At 58.7% G+C, this 16,660-nt stretch carries 10 protein-coding genes and 2 tRNA genes; 6 read left to right on the top strand and 6 right to left on the bottom strand.

The window, feature by feature from the left end; all coding sequences use genetic code 11:
- Nucleotides 1-19: 19 nt before the first annotated feature.
- The 4 genes from ACW4YW_RS00735 (at nt 20) to ACW4YW_RS00720 (ending at nt 2,616) form a co-directional block, all read left to right on the top strand.
- Nucleotides 20-295: an HU family DNA-binding protein gene (locus tag ACW4YW_RS00735; RefSeq protein ID WP_011479634.1), complete on the top strand. Its 276-nt coding sequence runs from the start codon at nt 20-22 to the stop codon at nt 293-295.
- 20 nt (nt 296-315) lie between these two features.
- Nucleotides 316-391, top strand: a tRNA-Val gene (locus ACW4YW_RS00730).
- Nucleotides 392-440: 49 nt separating this feature from the next.
- A tRNA-Asp gene (locus ACW4YW_RS00725) sits at nt 441-517 on the top strand.
- A gap of 206 nt (nt 518-723) precedes the next feature.
- Nucleotides 724-2,616: a SurA N-terminal domain-containing protein gene (locus ACW4YW_RS00720; protein WP_457135798.1), complete on the top strand. Its 1,893-nt coding sequence runs from the start codon at nt 724-726 to the stop codon at nt 2,614-2,616.
- Between the two features lie 69 nt (nt 2,617-2,685).
- Here ACW4YW_RS00720 and ACW4YW_RS00715 read toward each other — a convergent pair whose 3' ends face one another.
- The 6 genes from ACW4YW_RS00715 to ACW4YW_RS00690 form a co-directional block, all read right to left on the bottom strand.
- The gene (locus tag ACW4YW_RS00715) at nt 2,686-2,844 is read right to left on the bottom strand and encodes a DUF3309 family protein (protein WP_457135797.1); all 159 of its coding nucleotides are present in this window, start codon (nt 2,842-2,844) and stop codon (nt 2,686-2,688) included.
- 213 nt (nt 2,845-3,057) lie between these two features.
- Nucleotides 3,058-3,363, bottom strand: coding sequence for a hypothetical protein (locus ACW4YW_RS00710; RefSeq protein ID WP_457135796.1), 306 nt, complete (start codon nt 3,361-3,363; stop codon nt 3,058-3,060).
- A gap of 107 nt (nt 3,364-3,470) precedes the next feature.
- Complete coding sequence (gene treY / locus ACW4YW_RS00705; RefSeq protein ID WP_457135795.1) at nt 3,471-6,299, bottom strand: malto-oligosyltrehalose synthase; 2,829 nt, start codon at nt 6,297-6,299, stop codon at nt 3,471-3,473.
- Nucleotides 6,300-6,306: 7 nt separating this feature from the next.
- Complete coding sequence (treZ, locus tag ACW4YW_RS00700) at nt 6,307-8,196, bottom strand: malto-oligosyltrehalose trehalohydrolase (RefSeq protein WP_457135794.1); 1,890 nt, start codon at nt 8,194-8,196, stop codon at nt 6,307-6,309.
- Nucleotides 8,197-8,239: 43 nt separating this feature from the next.
- Nucleotides 8,240-11,644 carry a maltose alpha-D-glucosyltransferase gene (treS, locus tag ACW4YW_RS00695; RefSeq protein WP_457135793.1) on the bottom strand — a complete coding sequence of 1,135 codons (3,405 nt, stop codon included), beginning with the start codon at nt 11,642-11,644 and terminating at the stop codon, nt 8,240-8,242.
- On the bottom strand, nt 11,641-13,767 hold the full coding sequence (locus ACW4YW_RS00690; protein WP_457135792.1) for an alpha-1,4-glucan--maltose-1-phosphate maltosyltransferase: 2,127 nt from the start codon (nt 13,765-13,767) through the stop codon (nt 11,641-11,643). The genes treS and ACW4YW_RS00690 overlap by 4 nt, the downstream gene beginning before the upstream one ends.
- A gap of 327 nt (nt 13,768-14,094) precedes the next feature.
- Here ACW4YW_RS00690 and ACW4YW_RS00685 point away from each other — a divergent pair, with 327 nt between their 5' ends.
- Together ACW4YW_RS00685 and ACW4YW_RS00680 are read left to right on the top strand one after the other, a co-directional pair.
- Nucleotides 14,095-14,385: a hypothetical protein gene (locus ACW4YW_RS00685; RefSeq protein WP_457135791.1), complete on the top strand. Its 291-nt coding sequence runs from the start codon at nt 14,095-14,097 to the stop codon at nt 14,383-14,385.
- 48 nt (nt 14,386-14,433) lie between these two features.
- Nucleotides 14,434-16,623: a VTT domain-containing protein gene (locus ACW4YW_RS00680; RefSeq protein ID WP_457135790.1), complete on the top strand. Its 2,190-nt coding sequence runs from the start codon at nt 14,434-14,436 to the stop codon at nt 16,621-16,623.
- The last annotated feature ends 37 nt before the right edge of the window (nt 16,624-16,660 follow it).

Here is a 16,660-nt window from a genome sequence, read left to right as displayed (position 1 = left end):
ATGTCGAAAGGGGATTTACATGGCAAACAAGTCTGAACTGATTGAGCAAATCGCTAAATCTGCTGGTCTATCCAAAGCTGCTGCTGGTCGTGCTTTAGATGCTACAACTGCTGCAATTACCAAGTCTTTGAAAAAGGGGGAACTTGTTACCCTGATCGGCTTCGGTACCTTTTATGTTGGTAAACGTGCTGCACGCAATGGTCGTAATCCCCGTACTGGCGCCACAATCAAGATCAAGGCTGCCAATTCTCCCAAATTTAGGGCTGGCAAAGCGCTCAAAGATGCTGTAAACTAGCGGTCTTCGTTGGTTGAGACGGGTGCTTAGCTCAGTTGGTAGAGCGTCGCCCTTACAAGGCGAATGTCGGCGGTTCGACCCCGTCAGCACCCACCATCAATCATCGTAAAAGTCGTTGGTTTTGGAGAAAGCAACGCGAAGTCAAGGAGCGGTAGTTCAGTTGGTTAGAATACCGGCCTGTCACGCCGGGGGTCGCGGGTTCGAGCCCCGTCCGCTCCGCCAAGAAAAAAGCGAACCGCATGGTTCGCTTTTTTTGTTTCCAGCATCGGCTTTTCCCGGCTAGCCAAATCTTCCTTCCAATCCCTCATTGCCTTACTGGGCATGTCGTGCGTCCGGCATGTGTGGTATATTCAAGAGTTAGGTTTACAAGTCAGTCTTGGTTCAGGCTGATCATTTCAAAAGATTGAAAACAAAGAAGGCATATTGTTATGTTGGAAGCAATTCGTGATCGTTCCAAAGGGTGGCTGGCCAAAGCCATCCTAGCTGCCATTACCATCCCGTTTGCATTGGTCGGCGTCGATAGTTATCTGCGCGATGCCGGTTCAAGCGTCGCTGTGGCCAAGGTGGGAGGGGAGTCCATTACCGCACAGGAATACAGCAATGCCTTGCAAAACCTGCGTAACCGCCTGCAAAGCGAGGGCAAGGTCGACCAGTCCGTGATCGACGGCCCTGAGCTGAAGCAAGCCGTGATCGACCACCTCGTCGAAGGCAAGCTGCTGAACAATGAAATCAAGCGGGCCAAGTTTGTCGTCAGCGATGATCAGCTTTCCAACTACATTACACGGGAAGAGTCGTTCCACCAGGACGGCAAATTCTCGCAAGAGTTATACGACCAGTTCCTGGCGGAGCGCCGCCGTACACCTTCGCAGTTTGAAAACGAAGTGCGCGGCGACCTGCTGACGATGCAAGCGCGTGAAGGCCTGTCCGCCCTGGCTTTCGTGCCCAACGGCGTTGCCAACAATGCGATCAAGATCGAGCACCAGTCGCGGGAAGTCAGCATTGCCGAATTCAAGACCGCGGACTACATTTCCCAGGTCAAGGTGACAGAAGAGGAAATCAACGCCTATTACAAGGAGCACCAGGACAAGTTCAAGGTGCCCGAGCAGGTCAAGCTTGAGTTCGTGTTGCTGTCCGCTAACGCATTGATTCCGAGCCAGCAGGTGACAGAAGAGGAAGCGCGTGAATATTACGCCCAGAATGCGACCCAGTTCCAGGGCGATGAACAGCGTCGCGCCAGCCACATTCTGATCGGCTTTGGCGTGAGCCCCACTCCGGAGGCAAAGCAGAAGGCCAAAGAAAAGGCACAGGAAGTGCTGGCCCTGGTGAAAAAAGACCCGGAACAGTTTGAACAGTTGGCCCATCAATATTCGCAAGACCCAGGCTCCAAAGACAAGGGCGGTGACCTCGGCCTGTTCGGCCCTGGCGCCATGGTCAAGCCTTTCGAGGATGCGGTATTCTCGATGAAGCCGGGCACCATCAGCGACCTGGTCGAAACCGATTTTGGCTACCATATCATCAAGCTGACCGAAATCCACGGCAGCGGCCAGTCGTTTGAAAACGCGCAAGGCCAGATCCGCGCGGAGCTGATGTACCAGAAAGCCCTGGCCAAGTTCTCCGAACAAGCCGAGAACTTCAGCAACATGGTATACGAGCAGGCGGATAGCCTGGAGCCTGTTGCCAAGGAATTCGGCTTGCAAGTGCAGAGCAGCGGCTGGCTGAGCCGTGATGACGGCGCAAAGTTCTTCAAGAACGACAAGCTGATGAACCTCGTGTTCAGCGACGAAGTATTGAAGGACAAGCGCAATACCGAGGCCGTCGAGATTTCGCCCAACAACCTGATTTCAGCCAGGGTTGTAGAGCACAAGCCTGCAGCCGCCCGCTCTTTTGAGGAAGTGAAGGCTGGTATCGAAGACTTCTTGAAGCAGGAAAAAGCCGCCAAACTGGCCCGCGAGAAGGGCGAGGCTGCGCTTGCCGACTTGCGTACGGGCAAGGCCGCTGCGCTTAACTGGACTGAGCCGGTTACCGTGGACCGCCGCAACCCGCAAAGCCTGACCGATTTGTCGGTGTCGACAGCGTTCAAGGCGGATGCTGCCAAGCTGCCGGCCTATAACGGCGTGGCGGACCGCAACGGCTATCTCCTTACCAAGGTCACTTCCGTCAAGTTCGCGGTGGAAAGCGACGAGGACCAACGCGTCGCCAAAGCGCAGTTACAGTCGGCGCTTGCGGCAGAGTACAGGCATGCCTATATCAGCTCCTTGAAGCAAAAAAGCAAGGTGACGATCAATAGCCAGCTGCTCAACTCCGACCAAGTCAATCCTTAATACGGCCTTCATACGGACCGAAAATGAAAAAGCCCCGTCAGGGGCTTTTTTTATAATATCAATTGACCGTCATATACGGCCTGTCAGCAGCAAGATGATCAGGATCAGGACGATCAGTCCCAAACCGCCGCTCGGGCCATAGCCCCAACTCTTGCTGTATCCCCAACTGGGCAGGGCCCCGATAAGCAGCAGAACCAAAATAACCAACAATATGGTAGAAACAGGCATATATTCTCCTCCGGTTGATTTAATACATTATTGAGGACGGTCTGCGACCGCTTTCTATCAGCCCATAAGCCAGCAGGCTGTCGTTAATGTAAAACTCTACGGTCATGGTGATTATCCGATTCCTACCTAAACCGCTGTCGGCGATATCTGACATTGTCTACGAAAAACAAGAAGCCACTCCTTACGTAGAGAGTGGCGCACTTGACTGCCAACCTAGTTGTTTTGCTTCAGGAAGAATCCTTCAGGCGGTGGCGCTATCTTCTCGCGCTGGCCATCTTCGGTTTCATTTTCGTCGATGATTTCAGGCTGGACATCAGGCTCGTCAGGCTCCACCGGGGTATAAGGCTTCTCGGGGTCGGGTTTGACGGGCCTGCCGTTATCATGCGGATTGGAAGCTTCTTTCAAAGACTGGATCGCTTCCTTCTCATTGCCTTTTTCCTCGGAGTTTTGCAGCTTGTTGCCGGCATGATGATGGTCGTCCTCTACGGCATTCATCAGGTGGTGGATATGGCTTTTCATAAGATTGCCCCTATTCATGACTGCGATGAATGCACTATAGGCTGGGCCGTGTCATGGACAACATCAGCCAAGCACGCATACTGTTGTAAGAAACTGATACAACGAGCTTATTCAGGCTGCAGGTCGACAGCCAGCGTTGCCCAGGACAGCTTGGAGAACAAGTCGCGGACGACGATCTGCCCGGCATAAATGTGGTACGAAAGGCCGGAAACGATGTTGTAGGCTTCGGTATTGAGTTTTGCCGGCAGATGGACAACGGTGTCTTGCCAAATCTCAGCAGGAATGGCCAATTGTTTCCGCTCTTTCATCAGCGTGGCCGTCAGTCGCGGTACCACCACGATCAGCGACTGATGGCCGTTGGTCCGCATGAAGGCGAGAATATGCGCGGCCCGCGAACCGCTTACCTCCAATGGTTGGTAGTCTCCGCAGTTGAATAAGGCTGGGTGTTGCCTGCGCAACTGCAGCAACTGCTGGATGAAGTGCTGTTTGATGCCGCCGCTCTGCCAATTGGCCATTTTCTCGTCCAAGTTCGTCTGGGCCGCCAAAAGCTGTTCCCTCTGCCCATATTCCACCGCGGAGCGGTTGTCAGGGTCCAGCAGGCTGAAATCCCAGATATCCGTCCCCTGATAAAGGTCGGGAATGCCTGGCGTGGTCATGCGCAGTATTGTCTGGGACAAGCTGTTGGCGGCGCCGACAGCTGAGATTTCCTGCACGAAAGAATACGCGGAGTGCAGGAAGGGCTGGCTTTGCTCTGGGTCGAGGATATTGAACAGCAGGTTGCTGCACGCATTCTCGTATTCCTCGTTCGCCTGCATCCAGCCCGAGAGGCGCTTGGCTTCGCGTATGCTCTTGATTAGCCATTGGTTCAGGCGTTCGGCATAGGCTTTCAGCCCTTCACGGTCATCAGCCTGCAGGTGATAGGGCCAGGCGCCGACGAGAATCTGGTAGAGCATGATTTCGTGCTGGGGGCGGGGCGCGCTGTAGCTGACGGCAAGATTTTCCTCTGGAAAGATGTTCTGGTGGAAGCGGGCGTTCATGACGAGCCATTCCTGCAGTAGCGACTCCCACCGCTGCGGCACCTGGCTCAGGGCGGCAATGCGCATGCGCGTATCCTCGCCGCGCTTGTGGTCGTGCGTGGCCGTGGCGAGCATCGTAGCCGGGAAGCGCTCGCGACGCTGGATGCAGGCCTGGTGAAATTCCTCGGTTGATAGCGAGAACATATCCGGGTTGCTGCCGACTTCGTTGCGCGACAACAAGCGTCCGAAACGGTAGAACGCGGTATCTTCCATGGATTTCGCGCATAACGCAGGCATGAGTTGCTGGAAGCGGGTAATCGCACGTTGCGACAGGTCGGAAAGCGGGCTGTCAGGTTCGGCGACGACCAGGTCGGCGCTCAGCCAACCCAGCACGATGTCCACCAATGGCTTGTCGACCAGGCCGAGCGTGCGGCGTGCCTGGTAGGCGGTCTGCTCGAACAGCTCGCGGTCAACCTGGTCCGGCCCGTTTTTGCCCACGTAGCTGCGATAGACGGGAAAGTGCACCAGGATTTCCGTGAGCACCCGCTTGATGGCCGCCAGTGAATAATCCCGCGTGCGGATCTCGGCACGCGCAATGCGGTGGATAGCGATGGCCGTGGCATTGAACTCGCCGACCAGGTTTTCCGAGAGCAGCTGGTAGCGGGCGCTGCGCACATGGCGGGCAAAGTCGTATTGGTCGCCGGTATATTTCTGCCAGCAGTCAGTCAGCGGCCTCGCGCCGCGCGGGTCGTGCAGGACGGCGCTGACCTGGTCCATGAATTCGTAGCCGGTCGTGCCGTCAAGGTGCCAGCCGCTGCGCAGCCATTCCCCCGGTGCGAGGATTTTCTCGGCGATGATGTAGGGCGTTTGCTGCAAGTGTTTGGGCCTGTGCTTGGACAAGCGCTGCAGGCGTTGCCGCAGCTTGTTGCAATAATCCTGCGGATAGGCCAGGCCGTCTATATGGTCAAGCCGCACGCCATCGACCAACCCTTCGCGGTACAGGCTGAACAGGAGCGAGTGGGTGGCCTCGAACACTTCGTCCAGTTCGACGCGGATCCCGGCCAGTTCGCTGATTTCGAAGAACCGGCGCCAATTGATCTCATCCGCCGCATTGACCCACCACGTGAGGCGGTAATGCTGCCGTTCCAGCAATGCATGGAGCTGCATGCGGCGCTCGCTGTTGTCCCGGTTATAGTAGGCCAAGGCAGACTCGAGCTCGGTGTTGCCAGCAGGCGTGCCTGCCAGCTCCTGCAGCATTTGCCTGGCTTGCGCAGCCTTCTTCTCCAATACTTGGTAGGGCTGCTGTCTTTCCAGCGTATCCAAGTGTTCTATCAACGGCTCCAGCAGCTTGTTGTCGGCACGTTGCAGGATGCCTGCATAGTCGAACGGCGAAACCGGGAATTGGTTGTCGAAATAGGCCACCACGATTTGCCCCGTATCCTGGAGGTAGGTCAGTTTCAGCTCCCCCTTGTTCAGCACGTCGCCATAAGGTTCTCCAAGGAAGGGGGCCAGCACCTTGTTATGCAGGGCGGGGTCGGGGGAGTGCCAGTCGATGTCGAACCAGGAAGCGTAGGGGCTGGCCTGGCCCCATTCGAATACGTGCTGCCACCATGGATTTTCCGCGCCGCCCACCCCCATGTGGTTGGGCACGATATCCATGATCAAGCCCATGCCCGCATTGCGCAGGCCCTCGACCAAGCGCCTGAACCCTGGTTCTCCCCCCAGCTTTGCATCGATCTGGGTCGGGTCGACAATATCGTAACCGTGGGTGGAGCCGCTGCGGGCGCTCAGGATAGGAGATGCGTAAATATGGCTGACGCCCAGCTTGGTGAAGTAGGGGATTCGTTCCAACGCGTCCTCGAAGGTGAAGCCCTGGTGGAACTGCAGGCGGATGGTGGCTGTGATGTCGGTTCTGGGCATGATGCGCCTATCCTTGCGGATGCTCCAGGCAGGCGAAAATGCTGAAGGCAGGCATTTCCCCCGTCTTCAGGGCGGCATGCGCATTGCCGTGGTCCAGCAATATCTGCGCCGGTCCGGATACCAGCTGGTCGAGGTGCTGGGCGGCAGGCTCCGCGCCCAGGTTGGCGACGACGGTCAGCATGTCGCCATTTTCCAGCTGCCATTGGGCATTGACGGCATAAGGCCCGAAAGCGGCATATCGCAGCGCGCGGCACAAGCGCAAGTGCGGCAGCAGGTACTGGTGACGTAGTTGCAACAAATGAGTCACCCATTCGCGCCATGCGGTTTGCGCCTTGGTCTGGCCGTCACGGGGAATCGATTGCTCGAAGCTGGATTCCGCATTGGGGTCGGGAATGCGGTCGGCAAGCGAGGTGTCCTGGAACTGGGGAAAGCTGGCAAATTCGGCCCTGCGTCCTTCCCGCACGGCAGTGGCCAGACCGGGGTCGCCATGGCTGGTAAAGTAGAGGAAGGGTTCCGTCGCGCCGAACTCCTCCCCCATGAACAGCAGCGGCACCTGTGGGCTCAGCAGCAACAGAGCGGTGGCCACCTTGAGCGCGGGTTCCGGGGCCAGCGTGACCAGCCGCTCGCCGAAGGCGCGGTTGCCGATCTGGTCGTGGTTTTGCAGGAACATGACGAAACTGGATGGCAGCATCCCGCTGCTGGGCTCGCCGCGCGGCGAGTTGTGGCGATGCGCCGAGATTTCTCCCTGGTAGATGAAGCCTTCCCCCAGGCAGCGCGCCAGTTGCTCGATGGTGTTGTCCGCGTAGTCGGAGTAATAGCCGCCGGTTTCGCCAGTCAGCAATACATGCAGGGCATGGTGGCCGTCGTCGTTCCACTGGGCGTCATAGCCGTTCTGCAGCAGTGTGACCGAATTGTGGTCGTTTTCCGCTATCAGGTGGATATGGCGCTTGCCGTGGAACTCGGTGCGTATGCGTCCGGCAATACTCACCAGGAACGCCGGGTCCCAGATGGCATGGCAGGCATCGAAGCGCAGCCCGTCGAACTGGAACTCCTCCAGCCAATAGAGCGCGTTCTCGCCATAGAACTCGATGACCTCCTGCTGGGCGAAATCGATGGCGTCCCCCCATGGCGTCTGGTGCTCGTGGCAAAAGAACTGGGGCGCGTAGTGGGCAAGGTAATTGCCCTCCGGGCCGAAATGGTTGTACACCACGTCGAGGTAGACACTGAGACCCAGGCCGTGCGCCTCATCCACCAGTGCCTTGAGCTGGTCGGGCGAGCCATAGCTGAACTGCGGGGCGAACTGCAGCACCCCGTCGTATCCCCAATTGCGCTCGCCGGGGAAGCTGGCAATCGGCATCAGCTCGATAGCGGTGAACCCCATGGCGGCCAATTGCGGCAATTGCGCGCGCAAGCCCTCGAATCCTCCCAGGCAGCCGACGTGGGCCTCATACACGATAGACTCGTGCCATGGCCTGCCTGCCCATCTGGGATGACGCCAGGTGTAAGCCCGCGGGTCTACCACGATGCTGTCGCCGTGCACGCTCTCGGCCTGGGCGCGCGACCAGGGGTCGGGCACGGTGAGCTCGTGGCCTTGCTTGTTGAGGATACGGTAGCGGTAGCGGCTGCCCGCATTCGCGGCGATTTCACTGCTGAACCAGCCTGCCTTGGAGTCGGCCACCATTTCATGTTCTTGCTGCTCGCGCGGTTCGTCGTCCGACTGCAACCCAGATAGAACGACCCACACTTTTTCCGCATTCGGCGCCCATATCCTGAACCTGACCTTGCCAGGCTGCACGATATGCGCACCGGCAGGCAGCGAGCGGGAATGCGTATTCTCTCCCTCAGGCGCACGCGGCTTGGCGTCCTGCTTGTCATCAATGTGCAGTTGCAAGGTCATTGTCTCGTATCCTTAAGGGTGAAGTGAGGGGGAGGGTAGTGGCTCAAGGTTGTTCCGGATTGCCATAGGCCCGTATTTCATCCAGGAGGCCGAGCAGGCCGCGCATGGGTATGCCGATCCAGGCAGGCCGGTTTGCAGCCTCGTAGGCGATTTCATAGATCACTTTTTCCAGCAGGCACAGGTTCAGGATGGCCTGATCCCCGGCAGGCAATTCTTCAGCTAAGACTGGAGCGGAATCAGGCGCTTGAGATGTCGGTGGCAACTGGGAATGTGCAAAGTAAGCCTGCATGAAGGCGCGCTTCGAGCATCCCTCATAATCGCGCAACAGCCCCTGGCGCCGCTCCGCATCCTCGCCGGCAGGCTTGTCCATGTCGCTCTTCTCCACATGGGCGGCCGCATAGGAAAAGGAGCGCAACAGGCCTGCCACGTCGCGGAACGGATGGTCTTTCTGGCGCCGCTGCTCCAGGCTGCGGGCCGGCTCGCCCTCGAAGTCGATGATCATCACGTCGCCGGAAATCATCAGTACCTGGCCCAAATGGAAATCACTGTGGATGCGGATGCGGGGTTGACTAACCACATGCTGCACCAACTCATCGATTGCGTGGAACAACTGCTCCCTGCGCGAACATATCGCCGATGCATGCTGGGCATCCGCATCGCCGGACCATGGTCCGCGGTCAAGCAATGCCAACACATCATCCGCCTGCTCATGCAGCTTATCGCGCCAAGTCTCGACCTGCGCGGCGGAAAATATCTCAGGGCTGAAGCTAGGGTTGTCCGTATCCTTTGTCAGCGCAATATGCAGCTCAGCCAGGCGCTGCCCAAGCATGGCGGCGAAATTGGTCAGCTCCTTGAGCGGGCTGGCGTCGTCCACGGCCAGCGCCTGTTTCATGAGGTCGGCGGAGAGGTTGTCGTGCAATAGGCGATTGAGCCTGTCCAGCGTCCACTGCCATGCGTTGCCCTGGTTGTGCACGAATGCCTGCATGATCACCTGGGTATGCGGCATGCCGTCGGCATCGATGAAGGTAACATCGCCCAGCAGGGGCGGGGTGTTGGCATAGCCGACCTTGGCCAGGTGGCGGGCCACCTCAAGTTCCGGATTGATTCCGGGTTGCACGCGCCGCAGCAGCTTCATGACGGCCAGGTCGTTGATGATCAGGGAGCTGTTGGACTGCTCCTGGTCCGTACGCCTGATTTCAAGCTCGGTTTTGAAGTCGACCTGATGCAGCGATGCCGTGCTGTTGAAATAGATGCTGCCTTGTTCGCTGTCCAGCGTGCTGTCATTCCTCAGGTGGTGGAGCATTGCCCGCACGAAGCCATCGAGCGCGAAAGCGTCGGTGAGGGTGCCTACACGCGGACCCCTCCGTACGTGGGCCAGTGCCAGCCTGCGCACCAAGGCTGGCATTTCCTGCTCGTCGGACACTACGCCCATGGGCAGGAAATACTGGTCGGTTCCTGTGGCGGTGGACGTTTCGACCTGCGCTAGCAGGAATGGAGGTTCAGCAGGGTCGATGGCGTCCAACACACCCAGCAAGGTAAGCTGGATTGCCGCCAGGGTATCTTTCTGTTTGCCTGCGTACCAGCGCTGGCAGGGGAGGTAGGCCGGGAGAATGTCCTGTTCCATGGTCCTGCGCAATTGCGGCGCAAACAGGCTGGTCAGTTGCTGGTTCAGCACCAGGGTGAGGTATTCCGGCAGGCTGCCGTCCTGCTCGCCTGCGCCATTGAGCGGTTGCTTGTTCTTGGTCAGGCGGAACCAATAAAAGTCGTAGGCGCCCAGGGTCAATACGTAAGGCTGCTGCCCGATGCGGGGGAATACCGAGCCTCCCATCATTTCCATCGGGTCGTAGCCGGAGAACTCGGCAAGATCGAGCTCCACCGCCTGCGCAGTGCTCGAGATATTCGCCACGCAGAGGATGATCTGCTCTTCATCGGCGCTCTCGCCGCCAGGGGTATGGGTGCGCAGATAGCTCAATATCTTGCGGTTGTTGGGGTAGAGCAGACGCATGCTGCCGCGTCCGAAAGCATGGTACTGCTTGCGTATCGCCAGCAGGCGCCGCATCCAGTTGAGCAGGGAGTGCGGGTCGCTGCTTTGGGCCTCCACGTTGATGGCGTGGTAGCCGTATTGGGTATCCATGATCGGGGGCAGTACCAGCCGCGCCGGGTCGGCATGGGAAAAGCCGCCGTTGCGGTCCGGGCTCCATTGCATCGGGGTGCGCACGCCGTCGCGGTCGCCCAGGTGGATGTTGTCGCCCATGCCGATTTCGTCGCCATAATAAATGACCGGGGTGCCCGGCATCGACAGCAGCAGGCTATTGAGCAGTTCCAGGCGCCGCCTGTCGCGCTGCAGCAGCGGCGCAAGCCGGCGGCGGATGCCGACATTGAGGCGGGCGCGGCTTTCCGTGGCGTAGAAGTTGAGCATATAGGCCCGCTCCTTGTCGGTAACCATTTCCAGCGTCAATTCGTCGTGGTTGCGCAGGAAGATGGCCCATTGGCAGGTGGAGGGGATTTCCGGCGTCTGCCGCAGGATGTCGCTGATCGGGAACCTGTCCTCCTGCGCCAGCGCCAGGTACATGCGCGGCATCAGCGGGAAATGGAACGCCATGTGGCATTCGTTACTGCCGTCGCCGAAATATTCCTGCACGTCCTCGGGCCACATATTGGCTTCGGCCAGCAACATGCGGTCCGGGTAGTTCTGATCTATCTCGCTGCGGATGAACTTGAGGATTTCATGGGTTTCCGGCAGGTTCTCGTTGGAGGTGCCTTCGCGCTCGATCAGGTAGGGCACGGCATCGAGCCTGAGGCCGTCCACGCCGAGGTCCAGCCAGAAGCGCATGACGTTGATCACGGCTTTGAGCACGCGCGGGTTGTCGAAATTGAGGTCGGGCTGGTGCGAGAAGAATCGGTGCCAGTAATAGGCGCCCGCCACCGGGTCCCAGGTCCAGTTCGATTTTTCCGTGTCGGTGAAGATGATGCGTGTCTGGCTGTAGGCGGTATCCGTATCCGACCAGACGTAGAAGTCGCGTGCCGCGGAGCTGGGCTTGGCCTGCCGCGCCCGCTGGAACCAAGGGTGCTGGTCGGAAGTGTGGTTGATGATGAGTTCCGTGATGACCCGCAGGTTGCGCTTGTGGGCCTCGACAATGAAGCGCTTGACGTCGAACAGCGTGCCGTAGTCTGGATGGACGCCCTTGTACTCGGCAATATCGTAACCGTCGTCGCGGCGCGGCGAAGGGTAGAACGGCAGCAGCCAGATGGTGTTGACGCCGAGCTCGACGATATAGTCGAGCTTGAGGATCAGGCCGGCGAAATCGCCGATCCCGTCGTTATTGGCATCGAAAAACGACTTGACGTGTACCTGGTAGATGACGGCATCCTTGTACCACAAAGGGTCGTCGTTGAAGCGCAGGTCTTTTTCCGTCTTGAGCTTTCTCTGCAGTTGCCGCTTGTTCATTGCACCGGCCCCTTCCTCTGGATTTGCCAGATGGCATAGGGCATTTCGTGCGGGTCCATGCGCAACTGCTGCCATTTGCCATGCCAGTCGAAGCGGTAGCCGCGCGCCAGGTCATCCACCGCAACCGTGTCGTGGTCCTGCAGCCCGAGCAGGTGTAGCGGCAATTCCATGGTGCCTTCCTGAACGTGGTGCGGATCGAGGTTGACGGCAACGACGATCAGCCGCTCATGGGGCAAGGCGGAGCCCGGCTCGTGCTTGGAGTAGAAGATGACCTGGTCGTTATGGAAAGGATGGAAGGCCACCCCCAGGTGGGTCTGCAAGGCCGGGTACTGGCTGCGCAGCCGGTTGAGCGTGGTGATGTCCTCGATGATGTTGCCCGAGCGCTGCCAATCCCAGGCGCGAATTTCGTATTTTTCCGAGTTGAGGAACTCCTCGCTGTTTGGCATGGCTTCCGCCTCGCACAGCTCGAAGCCGCTGGATATGCCCCATAGCCCGGACAATGTCGCCGCCAACGCCGCCCTGACGAGAAACCCCGGCCTGCCGGAGTGCTGCAGGTAGCGGGGATTGATATCGGGAGTATTGACGAAGAAATTCGGCCGGAAGAACTCGACCTGGGCAGGGTCGTTCAATGTCAGCAGGTAGTCGGTCAGCTCCTGCTTGGTGTTGCGCCAGGTGAAATAGGTATAGGACTGGGTGAAGCCTATCTTCGCCAGGCGATTCATCATCTTGGGATGGGTAAACGCCTCGGACAGGAAAATCACGTCAGGGTATTCGTCCTGGACCTCGCGGATGACCCATTCCCAGAACGGCAGCGGCTTGGTATGGGGGTTGTCGACCCTGAAGGTATGGACGCCTTCCTCCGCCCACAGCATGAGCACGTCGCGCAAGGCCAGCCATAAATCCGGCACGGCCTGCGGCGCATAGAAGTCGATATTGACGATGTCCTCGTACTTCTTGGGCGGGTTCTCGGCATAGCGGATGCTGCCGTCCGGCCGCCAATCGAACCATTCAGGATGCTGGGTGAGCCAGGGATGGTCGGGCGCGCACTGGATCGCGAAGTCCAGGGCCAGGTTCATCCCCATCGCAGTGGCTTGTTTCCTCAAGCGGCGAAAAGCTTCCCAGTCGCCCAGCTCGGGATGTATCGCGTCATGGCCTCCTTCCTCGGAGCCGATCGCATACGGGCTGCCCGGGTCCCCAGGCTGGGCCTGCAAGCTGTTGTTGCGGCCCTTGCGGTTGAGGCGACCGATAGGGTGGATAGGGGGAAAGTACAAGGTATCGAACCCCATGGCGCGAATCGCTGGCAGGCGCTCGATCACGTCATCGAAAGTGCCATGGCGGGAGGCGTCTCCGCTTTGCGAGCGGGGGAACATTTCGTACCAGCTGGAAAATGCCGCTGCCTTGCGGTCGATGCGCAACGGGAAATCACGGCTGCGCACTACGAACTCCCGGGTATGGACGTAGCGGCCCAGTTCGCTCGAAAGCAGTATGCGCAGCTGGTCTTGCTGGCTTTCTGCATAGGCCGGCAGCAAAGGGGCAAGGTCGGAAGGCTGCGAAGACTTCAGCTTGGATGCAAATTTTTTTGCACTCTTTGGCGCTTCCAGCGCCTTGACGGCCTCGGCCAGGAACTCCTGATCCTGTTCATGACCTGGATAGGCCTGTAGCCGCGCCAGCAAGAGAAGGCCTTCCTGTATTTCAAGCGCGACATCTGTTCCAGCGCGGACTTTTTTCAGCAAACCGTCGCGGTAGGTGGCGAATTCGTCCTGCCAGGCTTCGACCGCGAATTGGTAAAAGCCGGGAGCGGAAGGCGTGAAGCATGCGCTCCAGCGGTGGTTGTCCACCAGTTGCATTGGCACCGCGTGCCAGGTATCGATATCGCTTTTCCGCCATAGGAGCTGGGCTCCCAGCTTGTCATGCGTGTCCATGAAAATATCGGCTTCGACTACAACGGGCCGGTCGACGCATCTCTTGACCGCGAACCTTCCCTCGTCAATAGCAGGGCTGACCTGCTCCACTACAACCCTGGGGGCTTCCAGCAAGGTCAAATACTCCAGATCGAGGCTGACGGCGCCTTGTGCGCCGGTAGGCTTTGTTTGGGCATCGGAACGCCGGGCTGATCTCGCCATAGTCGATGATTTCCTGCGTGAATCGGTTAAAAGGAAGGTGGTGCAGAACATTGCCTCAGGCATGAAAAACGCCAGGCAGTGGGATTCATCATAAGAATGGGAGTGAGCTGCTACCGATCAGTGCACTACTGATTTGTTTGTAGGATTTCTTTTATGAGCTGATATTTTATTTTTATAAATCAATAAATTAATTGGTTTTTATGTCTACTTTGCCGTGTTGCAAGCAATCGAAATAAGCGGTTTCATAGGCATAAAGTTAGTCAGTCCGTATAGCGGCTAGCATGGTTTCTACTTTGACGGTAACGACAAGTACTGGAGGATTAGGAAATGAAACATGGTCCGATATGCCTTGCTGCCTTCCTGCTGGCGAGCGTCATGGTCGTCGGCGTGCAGGCAGACCCCGCGCCGATAGACAATGCCGTGCCGCCTTGCGACCACAATGCCGCGACGAACAAGCCGGATTGCAATATGGATTCCGACAGCCTCAAGGTCCCGCCTCCGGTCCCGGGCGAGCGCGACAGCGTGATCGTCCCGCCCGAAGTGCCGGCAGAGGGATTGCCCAACGATCCGCCTACCCGTAACCCGGACATCGACGAGAGAAATATCCGGAACAAGTGATCATGCCATCAATGCCAATAATTTATTGCCGTGCCTCAGGGGCAAGCCATGCAAAGTAATCCAGCCCTAGATTCTTCCCCCGCCGACGCATTGTTCCGCCTGGGGCACAACTGCTGGAAATATTCGCATGCCAGCTACATGGCGCCGGTGGTCGACTGCGCCAATTACTATCGCGCCCTGCATGAGGCCATCTGCCGGGCGCAGCATTCCATTTTCATCCTCGGCTGGGATATAGACAGCCGCATCGACCTGATCCGCGGGGCCGAAGCGGAAGCGCAGGCTTGCCCGACGGCGTTGTTCGAGCTGCTGCAGTGGAAGGCGCGGCAGACGCCAGCAATCCAGATTTACCTCAACCGCTGGAACTACTCCGTTTTCCTGTCTGCGGAGAGGGAAAGCTTTTCCGAGGCGAAATGGAAGCTGAGCGGGGCGGATAACCTGCATTTCATCTTTGACGGGCAATTGCCGCTGGGAGCCAGCCACCACCAGAAGGTGGTCGTGATCGACGACGAGTTGGCGTTCTGCGGCGGCATGGACGTGGCGATCGCGCGCTGGGATAACCGCCATCACCATCCCCGCAATCCAGACCGGCTGGATCCGGACGGCAGCATGAAGATGGGGCTGGAAAAACGGTTCGACCCTTACCACGACGTCCAGGTACTGGTGGCGGGGCCGGTCGCCGCCGTGCTGGCCCGCCTGGTGCGCTACCGCTGGCATTTCGGCGGCGGAAAGAGGGCCTTGACGTTGCGCCAAACCCGCCACCACGACTTGCCGCCCAGCTGGCCGGACAGCGTCAAGCCGGTCATGGAGCGGGTAGGCGTGGGCATCTCGTTGACCATGCCGCGCTTTCACCGGCAGCCCCAGATCCAGCAGATCGAGCGCCTGTACGTCGACATGATCGCCAAGGCGGAACGCTTCATCTACATGGAAAACCAGTTTTTCACGCGCCGCGCCGTCGCGCAGGCCTTGAACCAAAGGCTGAGGGAAAATCCCAGGCTGAAGGTATTGCTGGTGAGCTGCTACAACGCTCAAGGGGTAATGGAGCGGAAATCCATGTTCCATGCCAGGTTGATATTCCGCAAGATCGTCGAGTCGCACGGCGTGGCCGACCGGGTTGCCCTGGCTTATCCCCTCAGCCGCGAGCACGGCGAGGAAACGCCGGTACGCATCCATTCCAAGGTCATGGTGGTGGATGACCGCTATATCCGCATAGGCTCGAGCAATATCAACAACCGCTCCATGACGCTGGACAGCGAGTGCGACCTCGTCATTGAGGCAAGGGACGAAGTGCACCACAAGCAGGTCGCCGCCATGCGCAACGACCTGATTCGCGAGCATACCGGCCTTGAGCTGGAGGAGATCGAGCGCATCGCAAACCAGGAAGACGCGCCCGTCGAAGCGTTTCTCGTCGAGCTGGAGCACAGCCGCCAGCATCTGCGCAGGATAAACGACGACCGCTACCGCAACGAACGCTTCACCCGCCTGGCACGGCGTTTTGCCGACCCTTCGCGTCCCATACTGCCCGACCTCTTCACTTCGCGCCGGGTATTTGGGGCAAGGAAGCGCCGTATGCCTTTCCGCCTTATCGCCAGCATCCTGCTGGTAGCCGCGATTGCGTTGTCATGGAAAGTCACGCCGCTCGCCGAGTATGCCACGCCGGAAAAGATCGTCCCGCTGCTCGAGCAGGTGCAGAACACCGCCTGGGCCTTTCCTGCCGGGCTGGCTGCCTATGTGCTGGGTACGCTGGTCTTCCTGCCCCACATGGTCATGACCGGGACGGTCGTGGTCGTCTTCGCGCCCCTGGAAGCCTTCCTGATCGCGATGCTGGGTTCGCTCATCAGCGTAAGCGTCGGCTGGATGGCGGGGCTGGGCTTAGGAAAGAAATCGCTGCAGGCCATGCTGGGCAGGCATGCGGAGAAAATTTCGCAATATGCCCGTAACGGCGGCGTCATGGGCCTGACCCTGTTGCGCTTGCTGCCGATCGCGCCGTTCACCGTGGTCAACCTGGCGCTGGGCATGATGAAAGTGCCTTTCGTCACGCTGCTGATCGCCACGGTACTGGGCTTATTGCCCGGTACCCTGGTCTCGGTGTTCATCGGCCAGTCCGCATTGGCCTTGTTCAAGAACCCCGATCCGCATAATGCCGTGCTGGTCGGCGCAGGCCTGTTGCTGTGGGTGCTGGTGATCGTCAGCACGCATTTTCTTTCACGGCATTGGCAGCGCAAGCTACAAACGAATTAGGGCAGCTAACAAATGTCAGCGGAGCAATCCTGGCTAG

Source organism: Methylobacillus pratensis (genome assembly GCF_054072455.1).
Note: the sequence above shows the minus strand (reverse complement) of the source record. Positions and strands in the feature narration are given on the sequence as shown.

What these genes read in the sequence shown, in the direction of transcription:
- ACW4YW_RS00735 (WP_011479634.1), top strand. Translation starts at nt 20, where the DNA reads ATGGCAAACAAGTCTGAACTGATTGAGCAAATCGCTAAATCTGCTGGT.
- ACW4YW_RS00720 (WP_457135798.1), top strand. Translation starts at nt 724, where the DNA reads ATGTTGGAAGCAATTCGTGATCGTTCCAAAGGGTGGCTGGCCAAAGCC.
- ACW4YW_RS00715 (WP_457135797.1), bottom strand. Translation starts at nt 2,844, where the DNA reads ATGCCTGTTTCTACCATATTGTTGGTTATTTTGGTTCTGCTGCTTATC.
- ACW4YW_RS00710 (WP_457135796.1), bottom strand. Translation starts at nt 3,363, where the DNA reads ATGAAAAGCCATATCCACCACCTGATGAATGCCGTAGAGGACGACCAT.
- treY (WP_457135795.1), bottom strand. Translation starts at nt 6,299, where the DNA reads ATGCCCAGAACCGACATCACAGCCACCATCCGCCTGCAGTTCCACCAG.
- treZ (WP_457135794.1), bottom strand. Translation starts at nt 8,196, where the DNA reads ATGACCTTGCAACTGCACATTGATGACAAGCAGGACGCCAAGCCGCGT.
- treS (WP_457135793.1), bottom strand. Translation starts at nt 11,644, where the DNA reads ATGAACAAGCGGCAACTGCAGAGAAAGCTCAAGACGGAAAAAGACCTG.
- ACW4YW_RS00690 (WP_457135792.1), bottom strand. Translation starts at nt 13,767, where the DNA reads ATGGCGAGATCAGCCCGGCGTTCCGATGCCCAAACAAAGCCTACCGGC.
- ACW4YW_RS00685 (WP_457135791.1), top strand. Translation starts at nt 14,095, where the DNA reads ATGAAACATGGTCCGATATGCCTTGCTGCCTTCCTGCTGGCGAGCGTC.
- ACW4YW_RS00680 (WP_457135790.1), top strand. Translation starts at nt 14,434, where the DNA reads ATGCAAAGTAATCCAGCCCTAGATTCTTCCCCCGCCGACGCATTGTTC.